The sequence below is a fragment of the Streptomyces sp. NBC_00647 genome (assembly GCF_045207245.1).
Taxonomy (GTDB): Bacteria; Actinomycetota; Actinomycetes; order Streptomycetales; family Streptomycetaceae; genus Streptomyces.
This window is the reverse complement of the sequence record NZ_CP109040.1, coordinates 5,103,447-5,120,823: the sequence shown is the minus strand read 5'-3', so window position 1 is coordinate 5,120,823 and position 17,377 is coordinate 5,103,447. Positions and strand designations below refer to the sequence as shown.

Below are 17,377 nucleotides of genomic sequence, written 5' to 3'. Positions count from 1 at the left end.
CAATTGCCACGACTCGTCCGGACATAGTGCGGGCATGACACGCACCCCCTCCCCGACGCGTTCCCGCACGCGTTCCGGCGCCGGCAAAGCCCTCCTCTGCGCCGCCCTCCTCGCCGTCACGGTCTCTACCGCCGCCGCACCGGCGTTCGCCGGGGGGACCGGAAGTCGCGACGCACGCGACTGCGTGAGGACCGAGAGACCACTCGACGGCCAGGCCCGCACGGTCCTGGACATCACCCGCAAGGCCAAGGCCGAGTTCCATCTGAATTCCGTGGAGCTGAAGGTCACCAGGGACGGCAACGAGATCCTCACCGACGCGCTCGGCGAGTCCATGACCGGTGTCCCGGCCCAGCCGGACATGCACTTCCGTGCCGGTTCGGTGGCCTTCTCCTACGTCGGCACGGCCCTCCTCCAGCTGGTCGCGGAGGGCAGGGTGCGCCTCGACGACACGGTGGAGCGCTGGCTGCCCGGCGTGCCCAAGGCGAACAAGATCACGCTGCGGATGCTGGCCACCAACACCACCGGCCTGCACGACTACGTCACCGACCCGGCCTTCCTGGCCGAGCTGGAGGCCCACCCGTTCCGCCACTGGACTCCGCAGGAGCTGCTGGCCTACCCCTACAGCCACCCGTTCTGGTACGAGCCGGGCACCAACTGGAGCTACTCCCACGCCAACTACGTGCTGCTGATCGAGGCGCTGGAGAAGATCACCGGCACCCGGATCGACAGGTTCCTGAAGGAGCGGGTCACGGGCCCGCTGGGCCTCGACAACACCCGGAACAACTTCACGCCCGACATCCCGCGGCCGGTCCTGCACGCCTTCACGGCCGATCGCGGCCTGTACGAGGAGTCGACCTTCTGGAACCCGTCGTGGACCACCGCGCCCGGCGCGGTCATCACCACCCACATCTGTGACCTGGCCCGTTCGGCCGAGGGCATCGGCAGCGGCGAGCTCCTCTCGCGCCGCTCGTACCGCACCCTGCTCAACCCGGGGACGGTCGGTCTCGGCCACGCGACCGCCACCTGTCCCGCCACGATCTGCCTGGAGCAGACCGAGGCCAGGCACTTCGGGCTCGGCGTCATCGTGATCAACGGATGGGTCGTGCAGAACCCCTCGTTCTCGGGTTACGCGGCGATCCAGGCGTATCTCCCCTCGGACCGTCTCGCGATCGCGGTCAACGCCACCAAGACCAAGGACACACCCGACGGCAACATGGCCGAAGTGGTCGCCCGGCGGATCGCGGCCGCGCTCGCCCCGGAGACTCCGCTGGCGATCGACTGACCCGGGGAACGTCCCGCTTGACGCCTCGTCACCCATGAGGGGCACGTTCCCTGCAAGCCCCCGGGCCCGGTTGGGCCCGGGGGCCGCGTGTCCTCCGGCGGGCGGCGGGAGTTGAACGGGGAGAACTCCCGTTCCTCCCCACGCTCTCGGCCCCGGTCGAGCGGGGGACGCCCCGTTCGGAGGTGGCCGCCCGTGCGCGCCTTGTACGTACCCGTCCGTCTGGCCGCCGCGGTCGTCGCCGTAGCCGCTGCCGCCGGCTGCATGAGCGTCGGCGACGACGGGGAGCGGCCGGGACCCTCGCACTCGGCGGGTCAGCGGGCCGGGGAGGCGCCCGGCGGCGGGACCGCCGTGGGCGGCGGCGGAGTCGGGTCCCACGGCGCGAAGGGCGGCAAGGGCGGCAAGTCCTCGGCGAAGCCGGGGGAGTCCGCGTCCGGCGACGCGTCTCCGTCGGCGTCGGGGTCCGAGGGGGCGAAGCCGTCCGCGAAGGCGACGGAGAAGGGCGGCGGGCCGTCCACGGACACCGTGCCGCCCGGCGAGCCGAGTCCCACGCGTACGACGGCGGAGCCCACACCCGAACCCCCGCCCACCTCCTCGCCGCCCGCGCCCGATCCCGGCTCGGCGGAGCCGTCGTCCTCGGCGCACGAGCAGCAGGCGACGCAGCTGGTGCAGCGGGAGCCGGCCCCCGAGGCGGGCGCACCGGTGTAGCGGGCGCGGGGGGTCAGGAGACGGGGCGGGTCCGGCCGTGGGGACCGGAACCGGACCGGCCGAGGGAGGAATGGGCCGGGGGTGCGCCCGGTGTCGGTCGCGAAGGATGGTCTGCGGCCGTCGGCGCGGGTCGGCGTGGAGGGCGGTCCGTCGGTGTCGGCCGTCGTGAGTGTGGCGGGGTTCACGGGTTTCGGTGGCCTGGATGTGGCCGGTTCAACAGCGCGGTCGGCCGGGCCGAGGTAGCTTTGTGGGAGTGAGCAGGTGGCGAGGAAACCACCGTGACCTGCTCGTACGGGACTCGGTTTGCCTTCAGGGGGGCCGGGTGCGTATGGTAGTAGATCGTTTGATCCCATTTGCCCGGCGCCGCCGCAGAGAGCGCCGCGTGGCGCGTACTCTCCCTTGCCGTGGCCGGACCGCATAGAGGCGGTCGTTTGCGACTTCACGGAGTTTGGGCGCGTGCCGAAGAACTCCGGAAGGTTCGCATTTCGCATGTCTGTTTCCAGTACTGATCACGTCGTCGTGCCCGAGAACAACGAGAACAACGACGCGGTCGAGGCCGTCGAGGTCATCGAGACCGTAGAGACCGTCGAGTCCGCCCCCGAGCTCACGTTCGAGGACCTCGGTCTCCCCGAGGGTGTCGTCCGCAAGCTCGCGCAGAACGGCGTGACCAGCCCCTTCCCGATCCAGGCCGCGACCATCCCGGACGCCCTGGCCGGCAAGGACATCCTCGGCCGTGGCCGCACCGGCTCCGGCAAGACCCTCTCCTTCGGTCTGCCGACCCTCGCGCAGCTCGCCGGTGGTCACACCGAGAAGAAGAAGCCGCGCGCCGTCATCCTCACGCCGACCCGTGAGCTGGCCATGCAGGTCGCCGACGCGCTGCAGCCCTACGGCGACGTCCTCGGCCTGAAGATGAAGGTCGTCTGCGGCGGTACGTCGATGGGCAACCAGATCTACGCCCTGGAGCGCGGCGTCGACGTCCTCGTCGCCACCCCGGGCCGTCTGCGCGACATCATCAACCGCGGCGCCTGCTCGCTGGAGAACACCCAGATCGCCGTCCTCGACGAGGCCGACCAGATGTCGGACCTGGGCTTCCTGCCCGAGGTCACCGAGCTGCTCGACCAGATCCCGGCCGGCGGCCAGCGCATGCTGTTCTCCGCCACGATGGAGAACGAGATCTCCACGCTGGTCAAGCGCTACCTGACGAACCCGGTGACGCACGAGGTCGACAGCGCCCAGGGCAACGTCACGACGATGTCGCACCACATCCTCATCGTGAAGCCCAAGGACAAGGCGCCGGTCACCGCCGCGATCGCCTCCCGCAAGGGCCGCACGATCATCTTCGTCCGTACCCAGCTGGGCGCCGACCGCATCGCCGAGCAGCTCCGCGACGCCGGTGTGAAGGCCGACGCGCTGCACGGCGGCATGACGCAGGGCGCCCGGACCCGGACGCTGGCCGACTTCAAGGACGGTTACGTCAACGCGCTCGTCGCGACCGACGTCGCCGCCCGCGGTATCCACGTCGACGGCATCGACCTCGTCCTGAACGTGGACCCGGCCGGTGACCACAAGGACTACCTGCACCGCTCCGGCCGTACGGCCCGCGCCGGCCGCTCCGGCACCGTCGTGTCGCTGTCGCTGCCGCACCAGCGCCGCCAGATCTTCCGGCTGATGGAGGACGCGGGCGTCGACGCCGCGCGTCACATCATCAACTCGGGCACGGCCTTCGAGCCCGAGGTCGCCGAGATCACCGGCGCCCGTTCGATGACCGAGGTCCAGGCCCAGTCCGCGGGCGACGCCGCCCAGCAGGCCGAGCGTGAGGTCACGCAGCTCACCAAGGAGCTGGAGCGCGCGCAGCGTCGTGCCGCCGAGCTCCGCGGGGAGGCCGACCGTCTGGTCGCCCGTGCCGCGCGTGAGCGGGGCGAGGACCCGGAGGTGGCCGTCGCCGAGGCCGCCGAGGCCGCCGAGCAGGCAGTCGTCGAGGCCCCGGCAGCCGAGGCCGTCGCCGCCGAGCCGGCCGAGCGTCCCGCGTACGAGCCGCGTCAGCGCCGCGACGAGCGGGGCAACTACGAGCGTCGTGACAACGACCGTGGCGGTTTCCGCCGTGACGACAACCGTGGTGGCGGCTTCAACCGCGACGACCGCGGCGGCCGTCGTGACGACCGTGGCGGCGACCGTGGTGGTTTCCGTCGTGACGACAACCGTGGTGGCGGCTTCAACCGCGATGACCGTGGCGGCCGTTCTTTCGAGCGTCGTGACGACAACCGCGGCGGTGGCTTCAACCGCGACAACCGTGGTGGCGGCTTCAACCGTGACAACGACCGCGGCGGTTTCCGTCGTGACGACAACCGTGGTGGCGGCTTCAACCGCGATGACCGTGGCGGCCGTTCTTTCGAGCGTCGTGACGACAACCGTGGTGGCGGCTTCAACCGCGATGACCGTGGCGGCCGTTCTTTCGAGCGTCGTGACGACAACCGCGGCGGTGGCTTCAACCGTGACAACCGTGGTGGCGGCTTCAACCGTGACGACCGTGGCGGCCACCGGGGCAGCGACCGTCCCTTCAACCGTGACCGTCAGGGCGACCGTCCCACGGGCGGCAGCTTCCGCTCCGGCCACGACCGCCCGACCGGCCGTCGCGACGACCACCGCACGACCGGCACCGGCACCGCTCCCGGTTCGTTCCGCCGTGACGAGAAGCCCCGCTGGAAGCGCAACGGCTGACCGTCGCTGACCTAGCCAAGTGATGTGGCCCTCACCCGAGTTCGGGGTGGGGGCCACTTCGCTGTCCGCGCGGGAGCGCGCGGAAGACGCGTGTTCCCCGACTGGGGCGCGTCGTACAGCGCGATCGTCGGGGTCGGCGACGTCACCGGCGACGGGAAGAAAGACCTGGTCGAGCGCGACACCTCGGGGAACGTCTACCGCAACGCCGGCACGGGGACGGGCTCGTTCGGTTCCCGGGTGAAGATCGCCGGCGGCCGGCAGGGCTGCAAGGGTCTTTTCTGGCCAACTTGGTCGCTCTGGTGGCGCATGTCATGCCCCCGACGAGGGAATCGCTGGGGGCATGACAGATGACGCCAGAGCGACTGGGCTGTCGGACGAAGAGCGGCTCGCCCAGCTCGGTTACACGCAGGTTCTCGCCCGCCGCATGTCGGCGTTCTCCAACTACGCGGTCTCCTTCACGATCATCTCGGTCCTGTCGGGCTGCCTGACGCTCTATCTGTTCGGCATGAACACCGGCGGTCCCGCCGTGATCACCTGGGGCTGGGTCGCGGTCGGACTGATGACGCTGTTCGTCGGGCTCGCGATGGCCGAGATCTGTTCGGCCTATCCGACGTCCGCCGGGCTGTACTTCTGGGCGCACCGGCTCGCCCCGGAGCGCAGCGCGGCCGCCTGGGCGTGGTTCACGGGCTGGTTCAACGTCCTCGGACAGGTCGCCGTGACCGCGGGCATCGACTTCGGCGCCGCGTCCTTCCTCGGCGCCTATCTGAACCTCCAGTTCGACTTCGAGGTGACACCGGGCCGCACGGTCCTGCTGTTCGCCGGAATCCTGATCCTGCACGGCCTTCTGAACACCTTCGGCGTGGGGATCGTCGCCCTCCTCAACAGCATCAGCGTCTGGTGGCACGTCATCGGCGTCGCCGTCATCGTCGGCGCGCTGACCTTCGTGCCGGACCACCACCAGTCGGCCGGCTTCGTGTTCACGAAGTTCGTGAACAACACGGGCTGGGGCAGCGGGGTCTACGTCGTCCTCATCGGACTCCTCATGGCGCAGTACACGTTCACCGGGTACGACGCCTCCGCCCATATGACGGAGGAGACCCACGACGCCTCCACGGCCGGCCCGAAGGGCATCGTGCGGTCCATCTGGACCTCGTGGATCGCCGGATTCGTCCTTCTCCTCGGCTTCACCTTCGCCATCCAGTCGTACGACAAGGAGTTGGGCTCGGCGACCGGCGCGCCCCCGGCGCAGATCCTGCTGGACGCGCTCGGGGCGACGTCCGGGAAGCTCCTGCTGCTGGTCGTGATCGGCGCGCAGCTGTTCTGCGGCATGGCGTCGGTGACGGCCAACAGCCGCATGATCTACGCCTTTTCGCGCGACGGAGCGCTGCCGTTCTCCTCGGTGTGGCACACGGTGCATCCGCGCACCCGGACCCCCGTCGCGGCCGTCTGGCTGGCCGCGCTGGGCGCCCTCGTGCTCGGCCTGCCGTACCTCATCAACTACGCGGCCTACGCCGCCGTGACGTCGATCGCGGTGATCGGCCTCTACGTCGCGTACGTCATCCCGACGCTGCTGCGGGTGCGCAAGGGGGACGCCTTCGAGCGCGGGCCCTGGCATCTGGGCCGCTGGTCCCGCCCCGTGGGGGTTGTCGCGGTCGGCTGGGTGGCCGTCATCACGGTCCTGTTCATGCTGCCCCAGGTCTCCCCGGTCACCTGGGAGACGTTCAACTACGCCCCGATCGCGGTCCTGGCCGTCCTCGGCTTCGCCGCGGCCTGGTGGACGGCCTCGGCCCGGCACTGGTTCCTCAACCCCGACCACCAGCGCACGATCGCCCGTGAGGCCGCCCGCAAGGGCGCACCCGAACCGGTCGATCCCTGACCTTGTGCGCTTTTGACGTGGCCGGGTCCCCGATACCCGATCGGAGTCCCGGCCACGTCCCGCTATGCTCGGGGATGCATCGGCGCGGTTCGGTGCGCCGTACCGGCGTTGTCCGGTGCGGGGACCCTTAGCTCAATTGGCAGAGCAGTGGACTTTTAATCCATTGGTTGTGGGTTCGAGTCCCACAGGGTCTACGGAAGAGCCCCCGTCTCGGAGTGATCTGAGACAGGGGCTCGCTTCGTTGTCGGGGCGTCCCGCGCGGTCCCGCCGACCCGCTGTCCGCCCTCTGCCGGCCCGAGGGCGCGGGCGTCAGCCCGTCGAGAGGCCGGTGAGCTCGGTGAGTTCCGTCAGCGGGAGCGTGTGCTGGGTCTGGAGGACCTTGGCGCGCAGGTAGCGCACGTTGTGGGCGGTGGTGAAGACGCCCGTCGGGACGCGGTGGGAGACCGTGATGCCGAGTTCGCGGAGCTGTTCGGCCTTGTCGGGGTTGTTGGAGAGCAGGTCGAGGGAGTCGATGCCGAGGGCCCGGAGCATCTGGGCGGCCGCCGTGTAGTCGCGGTCGTCCTCGGGCAGGCCGAGGGCGGCGTTGGCGGCGTAGGTGTCGAGACCCTGGTCCTGGAGGGCGTACGCGTCGAGCTTGTTGTAGAGGCCGATGCCGCGGCCCTCCTGGCGCAGATAGAGAAGGACGCCGCCCCGGTCCGCGATCTGCTCCACCGCCTCGCGCAGCTGTGGTCCGCAGTCGCAGCGGGCCGAGCCGAAGACGTCGCCGGTCAGGCACTCGGAGTGCAGCCGCACCAGTGGGTCCGGTCCGGGCTCGCCGAGGACGACGGCCAGGTGTTCCTTCTCGTCGTCGAGGCCGTGGAAGGTGACGAGTTCCGCGTCGACGGAGTAGCCGTCGCCGAAGCGCAGGGGCACGCGGACGCGGGTGCGCACGGTGGCGGTGGGGTGGTCGCGCATGGGGTCTCTCCGTCCGGCGGGTTCGTACGAGATGGTGCTTCAGATTTGAAGCACTGTCCTGGAAGGAGACACTACATCTGCTTAAAACTTCAAGCAATGGGGTTCACGTCCCCCTCGCGTCCCTCACGAGGAGCAGGAACGCCGCCGCCACGGCAGATCTTCCCCGGGCGCCCCGGAATTTCCGCCCTGGATGGCCCGGGTGATGGTCCCGCAGATCTCGTCCAGCTGTTCCACCTGCTCAGGCGTCAGATGGTCGAAGATCGCCGTCCGCACCGTCTCGACGTGTCCCGGTGCGACCCGCTCCAGGAGGGTCATGCCCGCGTCGGTGAGGACGGCCATGTGCCCGCGCTTGTCGGTGGGGCAGCCCTCCCGGCGCACGGTGCCGTCCTTCTCCAGCCGGGTCACCGCGTACGTCAGACGGCTGCGGGTGATCTTCTGGGCCTCGGCGAGGTCGGTCATCCGCAGCCGCCGGTCCGGCGCCTCGGACAACTTGGCCAGGATGGAGTAGTAAAGGTGGGGCATCCCCGCCTCCGCCTGCAGCCGGCGGTCGATGGCGTCCTCCAGCAGGGAGGTCGCGGAGAGGTACGAGCGCCAGGCGCGCTGTTCGGCGGCGGAGAGCCAGCGGGTCGTCATGGACCCAGTCTAGGTATTGTTTAAAACTTGAACCACTGTGCCCGTGCGACCGGAGGATGCGCCCCGATGCCCCGTCCCTACGTCCTGTTGTCCGCCGCCGTCTCCCTCGACGGCTTCCTGGACGACACCGGCCCCGAGCGGCTGCTGCTCTCGGGCGCGGCCGACTTCGACCGGGTCGACGAGGTGCGGGCGTCCAGCGACGCGATCCTGGTGGGCGCAGGCACCCTGCGCACGGACAATCCGCGGCTCCTGGTCAACTCCGCCGACCGGCGCGCGGCCCGCGTCGCCGCCGGCCGCCCCGAGTACCCGCTGAAGGTCACCGTCAGCGGCTCCGGCGACCTCGACCCGAAGGCACAGTTCTGGCACACGGGCGGCGAAAAGGTCGTCTACACGACCGACGAGGGCGCGCCCCGCGCGGCCGCCCGGCTGCACGGCATCCCGGGCGTCGCTGTCGTCACGACCGGCCCCGAACTCGACTGGCGTGTGCTGCTGGAACACCTCCACGACGAACGGGGCGTGGGTCGGCTCATGGTCGAAGGGGGCGGGAAGGTCCACACCCAGCTCGTGCGGGAGGGCCTCGCCGACGAACTGCAGCTCGCCGTCGCCCCCCTCTTCGTCGGACAGCCGGACGCGCCGCGGCTGTTCGGAACGGGGACGTATCCCCCCGGCCGGATGCGGCTGGTGGAGACCCGGCCCGTCGGTGACGTCGTGCTCATCCGGTACGTCCCCACCGCGCCCGGCACCGGCTCGCTCGCCTCCGCGGCGGACCGGCGGTGGCTGGAGCTCGCCTGCGAGCTGGCGGCGCTGTGCCCGCCCTCGGAGACCGCGTTCAGCGTGGGCGCCGTGGTCGTCGCGGCCGACGGGACCGAGCTGGCCCGGGGTCACTCCCGCGAGGGCGACGACCCCGTCGTGCACGCCGAGGAGGCCGCCCTCGCCAAGATCGACCCGGCCGATCCGCGGCTGGCGGACGCCACCGTCTACAGCAGCCTGGAACCGTGCGCCCGCCGCGCCTCCCGGCCCGCGCCCTGCGCCCGGCTCATCCTCGACGCCGGTGTGCGACGGGTCGTCACCGCCTGGCGCGAGCCCGACACGTTCGTCGCGGACGCCGACGGGAACGGGCTCCTCGCCGCCGCGGGCGCCGACGTCGTCGTCCTCCCCGAGTACGCGGAACGCGCCCAGGCCCCCAACCTGCATCTCCCGGACTAGCCCACCCGCGGCCTCTCTGATGGGGCGCGTTTGAACGCGTGTGCTTCGGGTCCCGCGGATGGCGTACACTGGTCTCAACGACGCGGGGTGGAGCAGCTCGGTAGCTCGCTGGGCTCATAACCCAGAGGTCGCAGGTTCAAATCCTGTCCCCGCTACTGAAGGCCAAGGGCCGGAACTCGGATTCACGAGTTCCGGCCCTTGGTGTTGTGCCCTCCGGCCGGTTCTCCGCGGAATCGTTCGCCTCCCGGCCGGTGCTGCGGACAGGTCCACCTCCGGCCACCGGTGACGTCCCCCGGTCGGGCCACACGGGTCGCCCGCCGTCCCCGCTCCCGGTCTTCTGGACGGGTGGGGCAGCCAGGAGGTGAGCAGCGAACCGGAGAACCGCGTGACCGCGCCGACGGGTCGTCGCCCGGGGGCGCCCGGCTGCCCGGTCCGGCGGGAGCGGCTCCCCGCAGGATCTCCTTCGCGCGCACCTTGCTCCGGACCCTGCCGGTGCTGCTCGTGGTCGCCGGGATCATCTACGACTACTTCACGCCGTCGGACTTCACCGCGGCCCCCCTCTTCACGGCCGCGCCCCTGGTCGCCGCGTCCCTCTATTCGCTGCGCGGCACCGTCCTCACCGGCGTTCTCGCCGTCGGCGCGGTGCTGCTGGTCCACTACCTGCTCGACATCGCCCTGAAGGTCGACGCGGTCACCGAATCGGTCACCGTGGCGACGGCCGCCGTGCTCGCGGCCCTCATCAACATCCTCGTCCGGCGCAGCGACGAGCGGCTCGCCTCCGTGCGGGAGATCGCCGAGTTCGCGCAGCGTGCCGTGCTGCCCGAGCCCGAGGCGCGGATCGACGGCCTCGACGTCGCGGCGCGGTACGAGGCGGCGCAGGCGGACGCGTTCATCGGCGGTGACCTGTACGCGGTGCAGGACTCGCCGTACGGCGTGCGGATGGTCGTCGGCGACGTACGCGGGAAGGGGATGGCCGCCGTCGCCGCCGTCGCCGTCGTGATCGGGGCGTTCCGGGAGGCGGCCGAGCAGGAGGAGTCCCTGGTGGCGGTCGCACGGCGCCTGGAGCGGGCGCTGACGCGCCCGGGCACGCGGCACGAGAGCCCCGACGCGTTCGAGGAGTTCACCACCGCCGTCCTCGCGGAGATCCCGGGCGACGAGGACATCGTGCGCATCGTCAACCGCGGCCATCCGCCGCCCCTGCTCCTGCATCCCGACGGCACGATCGTCGCGCTCGTCGCCGAGTCCTTCGCGCTGCCCCTCGGGATGGGCGAGCTGGGGACCTGGCCCGACCGCGTGCTGACGGCCCGCTTTCCGCGCGGGACGACGATGCTCCTGCACACCGACGGTCTGTCCGAGGCCCGCGATCCGCGCGGGGAGTTCTACGATCCGGCCGAGCGGCTGGCGGGACGGGCCTTTCCCGGCCCCGACGCGCTGCTGACCGCCCTCGCCGAGGAGGTCCGCCGGCACACCGGCGGCGCCCTGACGGACGACATGGCGCTGCTCGCCGTCCGGCGCGTCTGAGGTGGGCCCGGCGAGCGGTCCAGGGGCTGCTCGGGGGTCGTCACCCGCGACGCGTACGGCCTTCTCGACCGTTGTCACGAGGAGTGATCGGACGATGCCCCTCCGCATAACATCTGACGCACCGTCAAATAAATCCGTGCCGATGCCGGGTGGTCAACTCGCCCGTTTTTCATCGTCCATGACCCCAAAGTCCTGGCCAAAAGCTGTTAATGATCAGTCGGAACAGCTTGGAATCCGGTGCCTGAGTCTATTAACGTTCGATAACGCAGCGCGGTCGTCCCAGCCGTCACAAGAGATGGCTCCGTGCGCACGTGCCGAATCCTGCAAAGGAACCGGGGAACCACCTACTTGGGGTGAATCGAGCGTATTGCGCCGTGGAAGCACGGTGGTTATACGCGCGTAGGAGACCTTCCTGCTCCGAACCCGTCAGCTAACCCGGTAGGCGACAGGGAAGGAAAGGAGTGCGCCCACGTGGCGTCCAACCGGCCTGCTCAGCCAACCTCGTTCGCGCCGAATGACACTCACACCTTCGGCTATGCCTCCGGCAAGGACGAGGGAACCTGGGAAGAGTGGAACCCCACCGAGGATTCCGTTCTTCCCGTCCGCGGCCGGCACCGCGTAGGCAAGCAGCGCGGCGGAGGACTCGCCCGCAGCTCCACCGTTCTCGGCGTGGGTGTCATAGCCGCCGTCGGTGCGGGTGGCATGGCCACCGCCGCGCCGGGCAAGGCGCCCGTCTCGATCTCGCTGCCCGACCTGTCGTCGGTCACCGAGTCCGCCAAGGCCCTGATATCGGACGGCGGATCCAGCGCTCCCAAGGGTTCCACCACTCCGCTGACGAGCGCCGGTCTGACCAGCGTCGACACGGCGCAGGGCGCCACGGACGCCGGTGAGGCGCTGCGCGCCCGCATCATGCAGCAGGCCGAGTCGCAGCAGAACCAGGTCGACACCGCCGCCCAGCAGGCCGCCCAGGCCGCCGCCGCGAAGAAGGCCGTCGCGCTCGCCGCCAAGCAGCAGGACGACGCGGAGGCCAAGGCCGCCGCGGTGAAGAAGAAGGCGGAGGACGCGGCCAAGGCGAAGGCCGAGGCCGAGCGCCTCGCCGAGCTCGCCAAGAGCTACTCGCTGCCGACCTCCTCGTACACCCTGACCTCGACCTTCGGCGAGGCCGGCTCCATGTGGTCCTCCGGGTACCACACCGGACTGGACTTCGCGGCGCCCACCGGAACGCTCATCAAGGCGATCCACAGCGGCACCATCACGGAGGCCGGCTGGGCCGGATCGTACGGCTACCGCACGATCCTCACCCTCGACGACGGTACGGAGCTGTGGTTCTGCCACCAGTCGTCCATCAGCGTCAGCGTGGGCCAGAAGGTCGCCACCGGTGATGTCATCGGGCGCGTCGGTGCGACGGGCAATGTCACCGGGCCGCACCTGCACCTCGAGGTGCACCCCGGCGGCGCCGCCACCGGCATCGACCCGATGGCGTGGCTCCAGAGCAAGGGCCTCAACCCCTGACCCGTACGACTTCCGACCCGTACGGGCTCCTGATCCCGTACGAGCTCTGAGCCGTATGACCTCTGAGCCGTACGCGCGCTGATCCGTACGCGCGACCCCTCATGCCCGAGGGTTCGTGGTCCGTGTGCCTCGCGGCGCGTGCGGCTCCTGGCCGTACGCGCGGCTCTCCTTGTCTCCGGCGGTCCTGACGACACCCCCCCGACGTCAGGGCTGCCGGTCCGCCGTGTGTGGACGCACCCTCTCACCAGGCCCGCAGGAGTGGGTGCGGAATACATGCATCAGGTGGGGGCGTTGACGTCGGGCATGACTTCTCTTCGCAAGCTCGGTTCGTCCGACCTCGAGGTCTTCCCGCTCTCCCTCGGTGGCAACGTCTTCGGCTGGACGGCCGACGAGACCCGGTCCTTCGCGGTGCTCGACGCCTACGCGGCCGCCGGCGGCAACTTCCTCGACACGGCCGACTCCTACTCGTCGTGGGTCGAGGGCAACGAGGGCGGCGAGTCCGAGACCATCATCGGCAAGTGGCTGAAGACCCGCGGCAACCGCGCGGACATCGTGGTCGCCACGAAGGTCAGCCAGCACCCCGCGTACCCGGGCCTGTCCGGCGCCAACATCAAGGCCGCGGCCGACGCGTCGCTGCGCCGCCTGGGTACCGACCACATCGACCTCTACTACACGCATTTCGACAAGCCTGAGGTGCCGGTCGACGAGATCATCGGCGCCCTCGACGAGCTGGTGACGGCGGGCAAGGTGCGGCACATCGCCGCCTCCAACATCTCGCCCGAGCGGCTCCTGGAGTCCCTGGAGTTCTCCGACCGCGAGGGCCTCGCGCGATATGTCGCGCTCCAGCCGCAGTACAACCTGGTCTCGCGCGACACCTACGAGGGCGCCCGGCGGGACATCGCCTCCCGGGCCGGCCTGGCCGCCGTCCCCTACTTCGGGCTCGCCGCCGGCTTCCTCACCGGCAAATACCGCCCGGGCACGACGGTCGACTCGCCCCGCGCGGGGGCCGCGGCCAAGCACCTCGACACGGAACGCGGGCAGCGGGTCCTCGCCGCCCTCGACGAGGTGGCCGAGGCCCATGGCACCGAGGTCGCGACGGTCGCCCTCGCCTGGCTGGCCGCCCAGCCGACGGTCGCCGCGCCGATCGCCTCCGCCCGGACGCTGGAGCAGCTCCCGGCCCTGCTGGGGGTCGCGGACCTGGTCCTGACGGACGACGAACTGACGCGGTTGTCCAAGGCGTCGGCGTAACCGCCGGAGGACAGGGCGCACGGCACCGCCGGTATCGACCGGCGGTGCCGAGCCGACGGGGATGCCGGGCCCCGGCGGTGCCCTGCCGGTGATGCCGTTTCCCGCCGGCGTCGGGGCCGGCGGTGCCGGTGCGGTGCCGCGTCTACGAGCGGTACGGGTTGTACGCGGGATAAGGCACCGGCGGGGCGTACGGCTGTGCGTGCTGGGTGGCGTACCCGTAGCTGTGCGCGTACCCGTGGGCCGGCCAGGGCGGCGGCGCGGGCACCGGTGTCGTCGCGCGGGCCGCGTAGGCGAGGGCCGGGCGGGCGATCCCCCGGCGGCGCCACAGCTCGTCGAGCAACTCGCGCTCCCGTACGACGAAATCGGCGCCCGCGCGGCCGAGGCGTCCCCGGTGGCGCAGGAACGCCAGCGAGGTCGCGAAGGCCTCGTACTCCGCCACCGAGCGCGCTGCGGCCTTCCCGAAGTGGTGGCCGGCGTACTCGCGGGCGAGCCGCCGTGCCCGCATCGAGCCGAGCGCCCACGGCTCCGTCGCGCCCAGCCACCCGGCGACGGTGTACGCGGGCAGTTCCGCGCGCACGGTGCGCAGCTCACGCTGCCGGGTCCAGACGGCCAGCCAGGTCAGCAGCCCGAACGCGGGCACCATGAACGCGGCGTACACCCCGAAGAACCCCCACTCGCCGAAGCCCGACGAGCCGTTCCAGATCGCGTGCATGCCCATCGCGAGCAGCAGTCCGGTCAGGGGGAACAGCACGCGGCGCACATGCCGGCGCTCGGCGGACAGCGCCGCGAAACCGAAGCCGATGCCGGTCAGCACGGTGAACAGCGGATGCGCGAAGGGCGACATCACCACGCGTACGAAGAAGGTCGCGGCGGTGACGGAGGCGAGCCCGCTGTCCCCGCTGAGCTGGTCGGTGCCGAAGGCGGTGCCGAGATAGAGGATGTTCTCGGTGAACGCGAAACCGGTGGCGGTGACCCCGGCGATCACGACGCCGTCGACGATCCCGGTGAAGTCCCGTCTGCGGAAGAGGAAGACCAGCAGGACGGCCGCCGCCTTCGCCGACTCCTCGACGACGGGCGCTATGACGGTCGCGCCGAGGGTGTCGGCGCTGGATGGATCCGCGGTCGCGATCGCTATCCACCGGGTCGCGAAACTGTTGGCGACGATCGCTATGAGCGCGGCCGCGCAGGCACCCCAGGCGAAGGAGAAGAGCAGGTTGTGCCAGGGGCCCGGCTCGACCCGGTCCAGCCACCGGAAGGCGGCGATGAGCAGCGGCACGGGGAACACGGCCAGTCCGAGGCCGACCAGGAAGCCCTCCGTGCCGGTCTGTTCGCGGACGAGGGCGAGGATCACGAGACCGGACATCGCGAGCAGCGTGATCAGCGATCCGTACCGGACCCATCTGCGCTGCCACCAGTGCGGGTGTCTCAGCGCAGGTCCGGCGGGGCCGCCGGGCTGTGTCGGGTACGGAGGATGGATGGCCACGGCATTGACCCTAACGAGGGAGGGCGTGGCCCGCGACGGTGACCGGGGTCGTCCCGGGATTCCCGGGAGACACCAGAGCGCCGCGTGCGGGTCAGTCGCCCGGGGTGTGCTGGTCTCGATGCTGTACGCGCCGGAACAGGAGGTCGTTCACCACATGACCCTTGTCCAGTCCCTGGCCCTCGAAACGGGTCAGCGGCCGGAACTCCGGACGCGGCGCGAAACCGCCGTCCGGCCGGGTGTTCTCGAAGTCGGGGTGCGCGCTCAGCACTTCGAGCATCTGTTCCGCATACGGTTCCCAGTCCGTCGCACAGTGCACGAGCGCGCCCGGGGCGAGGCGGGTCGCGGCGAGATCCAGGAACTCCGGCTGGATCAGCCGCCGCTTGTGGTGGCGCTTCTTGGGCCACGGGTCGGGGAAGTAGACGCGCAGGCCGGTGAGGGACGCGGGCGGGAGCATCTCGCGGAGCAGGATGATCGCGTCGCCGTTGGCGACCCGGATGTTGGTCAGGCCGTTCCGCTCGGCGAGGTTGAGCAGGTTGCCCTGACCGGGTGTGTGCACGTCCACGGCGAGGATTCCGGTCCCCTGGTCCTCGGCCGCCATCTGCGCGGTGGCCTCGCCCATGCCGAAGCCGATCTCCAGCACGACGGGGCAGTCCGTCCCGAACAGCTCCGCCAGGTCGAGCTTCCGCTGTCCGTCGATGTCCAGACCCCACTTGGGCCACAGACGCTGCAACGCGTCCGCCTGTCCGGTCGTCACCCGGCTCCGCCGCGGCTGGAAACTCCGGATCCGCCGCTCGAAGTGCGAGCCGGCGGGATCGGGCTGCGGGCCCTCGGGGAAGCGGGGCTCGCCCTTGGCGCGGTGGTGACGCAGCGAGCCGTCCTCGGCGGAGGCGGGCCGGGTCTCTTCGGGGGAGTCAAGGAAGTCAGACACAGTGGGGTCGATTTTACGGGCGGCCGTGGTGCGGGTGGTCCGGTCAGGCCCCTGCCAGGGCCGCCAGGGCTCGGCGGGCGACCTCGCGGCCGATCGGGAGCGAGGCCGTGGCCGCGGGGGACGGCGCGTTCAGGACGTGCACCGTCCGCGGGCCCTCCTTGATCAGGAAGTCGTCGACCAGGGTGCCGTCCCGCAGGACCGCCTGGGCGCGGACTCCGGCGGCGGAGGGGACCAGGTCCTCCGGGGTCACCGCGGGCAGCAGCCGTCGTACCGCCTCCGTGAACGCCGCCTTCGACACCGACCGGCGCAGCTCCCCGGCTCCGTAGCGCCAGTGCCGTCGGGCTATCCGCCAGGAACCCGGCCAGGACAGGGTCGCGCCCAGCTCCCGGGGCCGGACGACCCCCCACCCGTACCCCTCCCGGGCGAGCGCGGGCACCGCGTTCGGGCCGATGTGGACGCCGCCGTCGATGCCCCGGGTCAGATGGACGCCGAGGAAGGGGAACGCCGGGTCCGGAACCGGGTACACCAGGCCCCGCACCAGCTCCGGCCGCGCGAGCGTGTAGTACTCGCCCCGGAACGGCACGATCCGCATGCCGGGGTCGTCCCCCGTGAGCCGGGCCATCTCGTCGCAGTGCAGCCCCGCGCAGTTGACGAGCACCCGCCCGCGGACGATCGTCCCGTCCGCGGTGCGCACGGCGACACCGAGGCCGGGGCGGCGGTCGGCGCGCACGACGTCCGCCCCGTACCGGATCTCCGCCCCCGAGGCCTCCGCGAGCCGCCGGGCCACCGCCACGAAGTCGCAGACGCCCGTCGTGCTGACGTGGATGGCGGCGAGACCGCGGACCTCGGGCTCGTGCTCGGTGAGCTGGGCGGGGCCCAGCTCCCTGACCGGAATGCCGTTCTCCCGGCCGCGCTGCACCAGGCTGTGCAGCCGGGGGAGCTCCTCCCTCTCCGTCGCGACGATCAGCTTGCCGGTGACGGCGTGCGCGATGTCGTACTCCGCGCAGAACTTGACCATCTCGGCGGCGCCCCGCACCGCGTACCGCGCCTTCAGGGAGCCCGGGCGGTAGTAGATCCCGCTGTGGATCACCCCGCTGTTGCGCCCGGTCTGATGCCGGGCGGGCCCCTGCTCCTTCTCCAGCACCGTCACACGGGTGCCCGGCGCCGCGCGCGTGATGGCGTACGCCGTCGACAGGCCGACGATTCCGCCGCCGATCACCAGCACGTCGCAGTCGTACGCGCTCCGCACCTGCACCACCTCCCGGCTTCGATAGTGCACTGCGCCACTGACAATGCCCTCAAACCCGAGAA

The 17,377-nt window shown here is 71.1% G+C and carries 14 protein-coding genes, 2 tRNA genes and 1 riboswitch; of the genes, 11 read left to right on the top strand and 5 right to left on the bottom strand.

Features of this window, described 5'->3' with window-relative positions; translation table 11 throughout:
* Window positions 1-34 precede the first annotated feature (34 nt).
* The 6 genes from OG788_RS22400 (at window position 35) to OG788_RS22375 (ending at window position 6,775) form a co-directional block, all read left to right on the top strand.
* On the top strand, window positions 35-1,282 hold the full coding sequence (locus OG788_RS22400) for a serine hydrolase domain-containing protein (RefSeq protein ID WP_406373009.1): 1,248 nt from the start codon (window positions 35-37) through the stop codon (window positions 1,280-1,282).
* 192 nt (window positions 1,283-1,474) lie between these two features.
* Entirely contained in the window at window positions 1,475-1,987 is a 513-nt protein-coding gene (locus tag OG788_RS22395) for a hypothetical protein (protein ID WP_351548713.1), read from the top strand.
* Window positions 1,988-2,476: 489 nt separating this feature from the next.
* Window positions 2,477-4,705 carry a DEAD/DEAH box helicase gene (locus OG788_RS22390; RefSeq protein WP_406373007.1) on the top strand — a complete coding sequence of 743 codons (2,229 nt, stop codon included), beginning with the start codon at window positions 2,477-2,479 and terminating at the stop codon, window positions 4,703-4,705.
* A 90-nt stretch (window positions 4,706-4,795) separates the two neighbouring features.
* Window positions 4,796-5,056 (top strand): FG-GAP repeat domain-containing protein, encoded by a 261-nt coding sequence (locus tag OG788_RS22385; protein ID WP_406373005.1) that lies wholly within the window; start codon window positions 4,796-4,798, stop codon window positions 5,054-5,056.
* Window positions 5,046-6,581 (top strand): amino acid permease, encoded by a 1,536-nt coding sequence (locus tag OG788_RS22380; RefSeq protein WP_406373003.1) that lies wholly within the window; start codon window positions 5,046-5,048, stop codon window positions 6,579-6,581. Before OG788_RS22385 ends, OG788_RS22380 begins: the two co-directional genes overlap by 11 nt.
* A 121-nt stretch (window positions 6,582-6,702) precedes the next feature.
* Window positions 6,703-6,775: transfer RNA gene (locus OG788_RS22375), tRNA-Lys, on the top strand.
* Window positions 6,776-6,890: 115 nt separating this feature from the next.
* Here OG788_RS22375 and ribA read toward each other — a convergent pair.
* A complete protein-coding gene (gene ribA / locus OG788_RS22370; RefSeq protein ID WP_351548729.1) occupies window positions 6,891-7,535 on the bottom strand; it encodes a GTP cyclohydrolase II in 645 nt (214 codons plus the stop codon).
* A gap of 123 nt (window positions 7,536-7,658) precedes the next feature.
* Window positions 7,659-8,168 (bottom strand): MarR family transcriptional regulator, encoded by a 510-nt coding sequence (locus OG788_RS22365; protein ID WP_356753148.1) that lies wholly within the window; start codon window positions 8,166-8,168, stop codon window positions 7,659-7,661.
* Window positions 8,169-8,234: 66 nt separating this feature from the next.
* Here OG788_RS22365 and OG788_RS22360 point away from each other — a divergent pair, with 66 nt between their 5' ends.
* The 5 genes from OG788_RS22360 (at window position 8,235) to OG788_RS22340 (ending at window position 13,655) form a co-directional block, all read left to right on the top strand.
* Entirely contained in the window at window positions 8,235-9,374 is a 1,140-nt protein-coding gene (locus tag OG788_RS22360) for a dihydrofolate reductase family protein (RefSeq protein WP_406373001.1), read from the top strand.
* Window positions 9,375-9,455: 81 nt separating this feature from the next.
* Window positions 9,456-9,529: transfer RNA gene (locus tag OG788_RS22355), tRNA-Met, on the top strand.
* 190 nt (window positions 9,530-9,719) lie between these two features.
* Window positions 9,720-10,895, top strand: a complete 1,176-nt coding sequence (locus OG788_RS22350; RefSeq protein WP_406372999.1) for a PP2C family protein-serine/threonine phosphatase — start codon at window positions 9,720-9,722, stop codon at window positions 10,893-10,895.
* A gap of 302 nt (window positions 10,896-11,197) precedes the next feature.
* Window positions 11,198-11,355, top strand: a riboswitch (cyclic di-AMP (ydaO/yuaA leader).
* An 11-nt stretch (window positions 11,356-11,366) separates the two neighbouring features.
* On the top strand, window positions 11,367-12,407 hold the full coding sequence (locus OG788_RS22345; protein WP_351548738.1) for a M23 family metallopeptidase: 1,041 nt from the start codon (window positions 11,367-11,369) through the stop codon (window positions 12,405-12,407).
* A 303-nt stretch (window positions 12,408-12,710) separates the two neighbouring features.
* Entirely contained in the window at window positions 12,711-13,655 is a 945-nt protein-coding gene (locus tag OG788_RS22340; protein ID WP_406372998.1) for an aldo/keto reductase, read from the top strand.
* A 142-nt stretch (window positions 13,656-13,797) separates the two neighbouring features.
* On the opposite strand, the gene OG788_RS22335 is transcribed toward OG788_RS22340, so the two are convergent.
* The 3 genes from OG788_RS22335 to lhgO all read right to left on the bottom strand — a co-directional run bounded on the left by OG788_RS22335 (window position 13,798) and on the right by lhgO (window position 17,324).
* Entirely contained in the window at window positions 13,798-15,138 is a 1,341-nt protein-coding gene (locus OG788_RS22335) for a PrsW family intramembrane metalloprotease (RefSeq protein ID WP_406372996.1), read from the bottom strand.
* A gap of 91 nt (window positions 15,139-15,229) precedes the next feature.
* A complete protein-coding gene (gene trmB, locus OG788_RS22330; RefSeq protein ID WP_406372994.1) occupies window positions 15,230-16,066 on the bottom strand; it encodes a tRNA (guanosine(46)-N7)-methyltransferase TrmB in 837 nt (278 codons plus the stop codon).
* Between the two features lie 43 nt (window positions 16,067-16,109).
* Window positions 16,110-17,324: an L-2-hydroxyglutarate oxidase gene (gene lhgO / locus OG788_RS22325; protein WP_406376815.1), complete on the bottom strand. Its 1,215-nt coding sequence runs from the start codon at window positions 17,322-17,324 to the stop codon at window positions 16,110-16,112.
* Window positions 17,325-17,377 lie beyond the last annotated feature (53 nt).

Excerpts from the sequence above, each read along its gene's own strand:
- ribA (WP_351548729.1), bottom strand. The coding sequence starts at position 7,535 with ATGCGCGACCACCCCACCGCCACCGTGCGCACCCGCGTCCGCGTGCCC.
- OG788_RS22380 (WP_406373003.1), top strand. The coding sequence starts at position 5,046 with ATGACAGATGACGCCAGAGCGACTGGGCTGTCGGACGAAGAGCGGCTC.
- OG788_RS22360 (WP_406373001.1), top strand. The coding sequence starts at position 8,235 with ATGCCCCGTCCCTACGTCCTGTTGTCCGCCGCCGTCTCCCTCGACGGC.
- OG788_RS22400 (WP_406373009.1), top strand. The coding sequence starts at position 35 with ATGACACGCACCCCCTCCCCGACGCGTTCCCGCACGCGTTCCGGCGCC.
- OG788_RS22365 (WP_356753148.1), bottom strand. The coding sequence starts at position 8,168 with ATGACGACCCGCTGGCTCTCCGCCGCCGAACAGCGCGCCTGGCGCTCG.
- OG788_RS22390 (WP_406373007.1), top strand. The coding sequence starts at position 2,477 with ATGTCTGTTTCCAGTACTGATCACGTCGTCGTGCCCGAGAACAACGAG.
- OG788_RS22340 (WP_406372998.1), top strand. The coding sequence starts at position 12,711 with ATGACTTCTCTTCGCAAGCTCGGTTCGTCCGACCTCGAGGTCTTCCCG.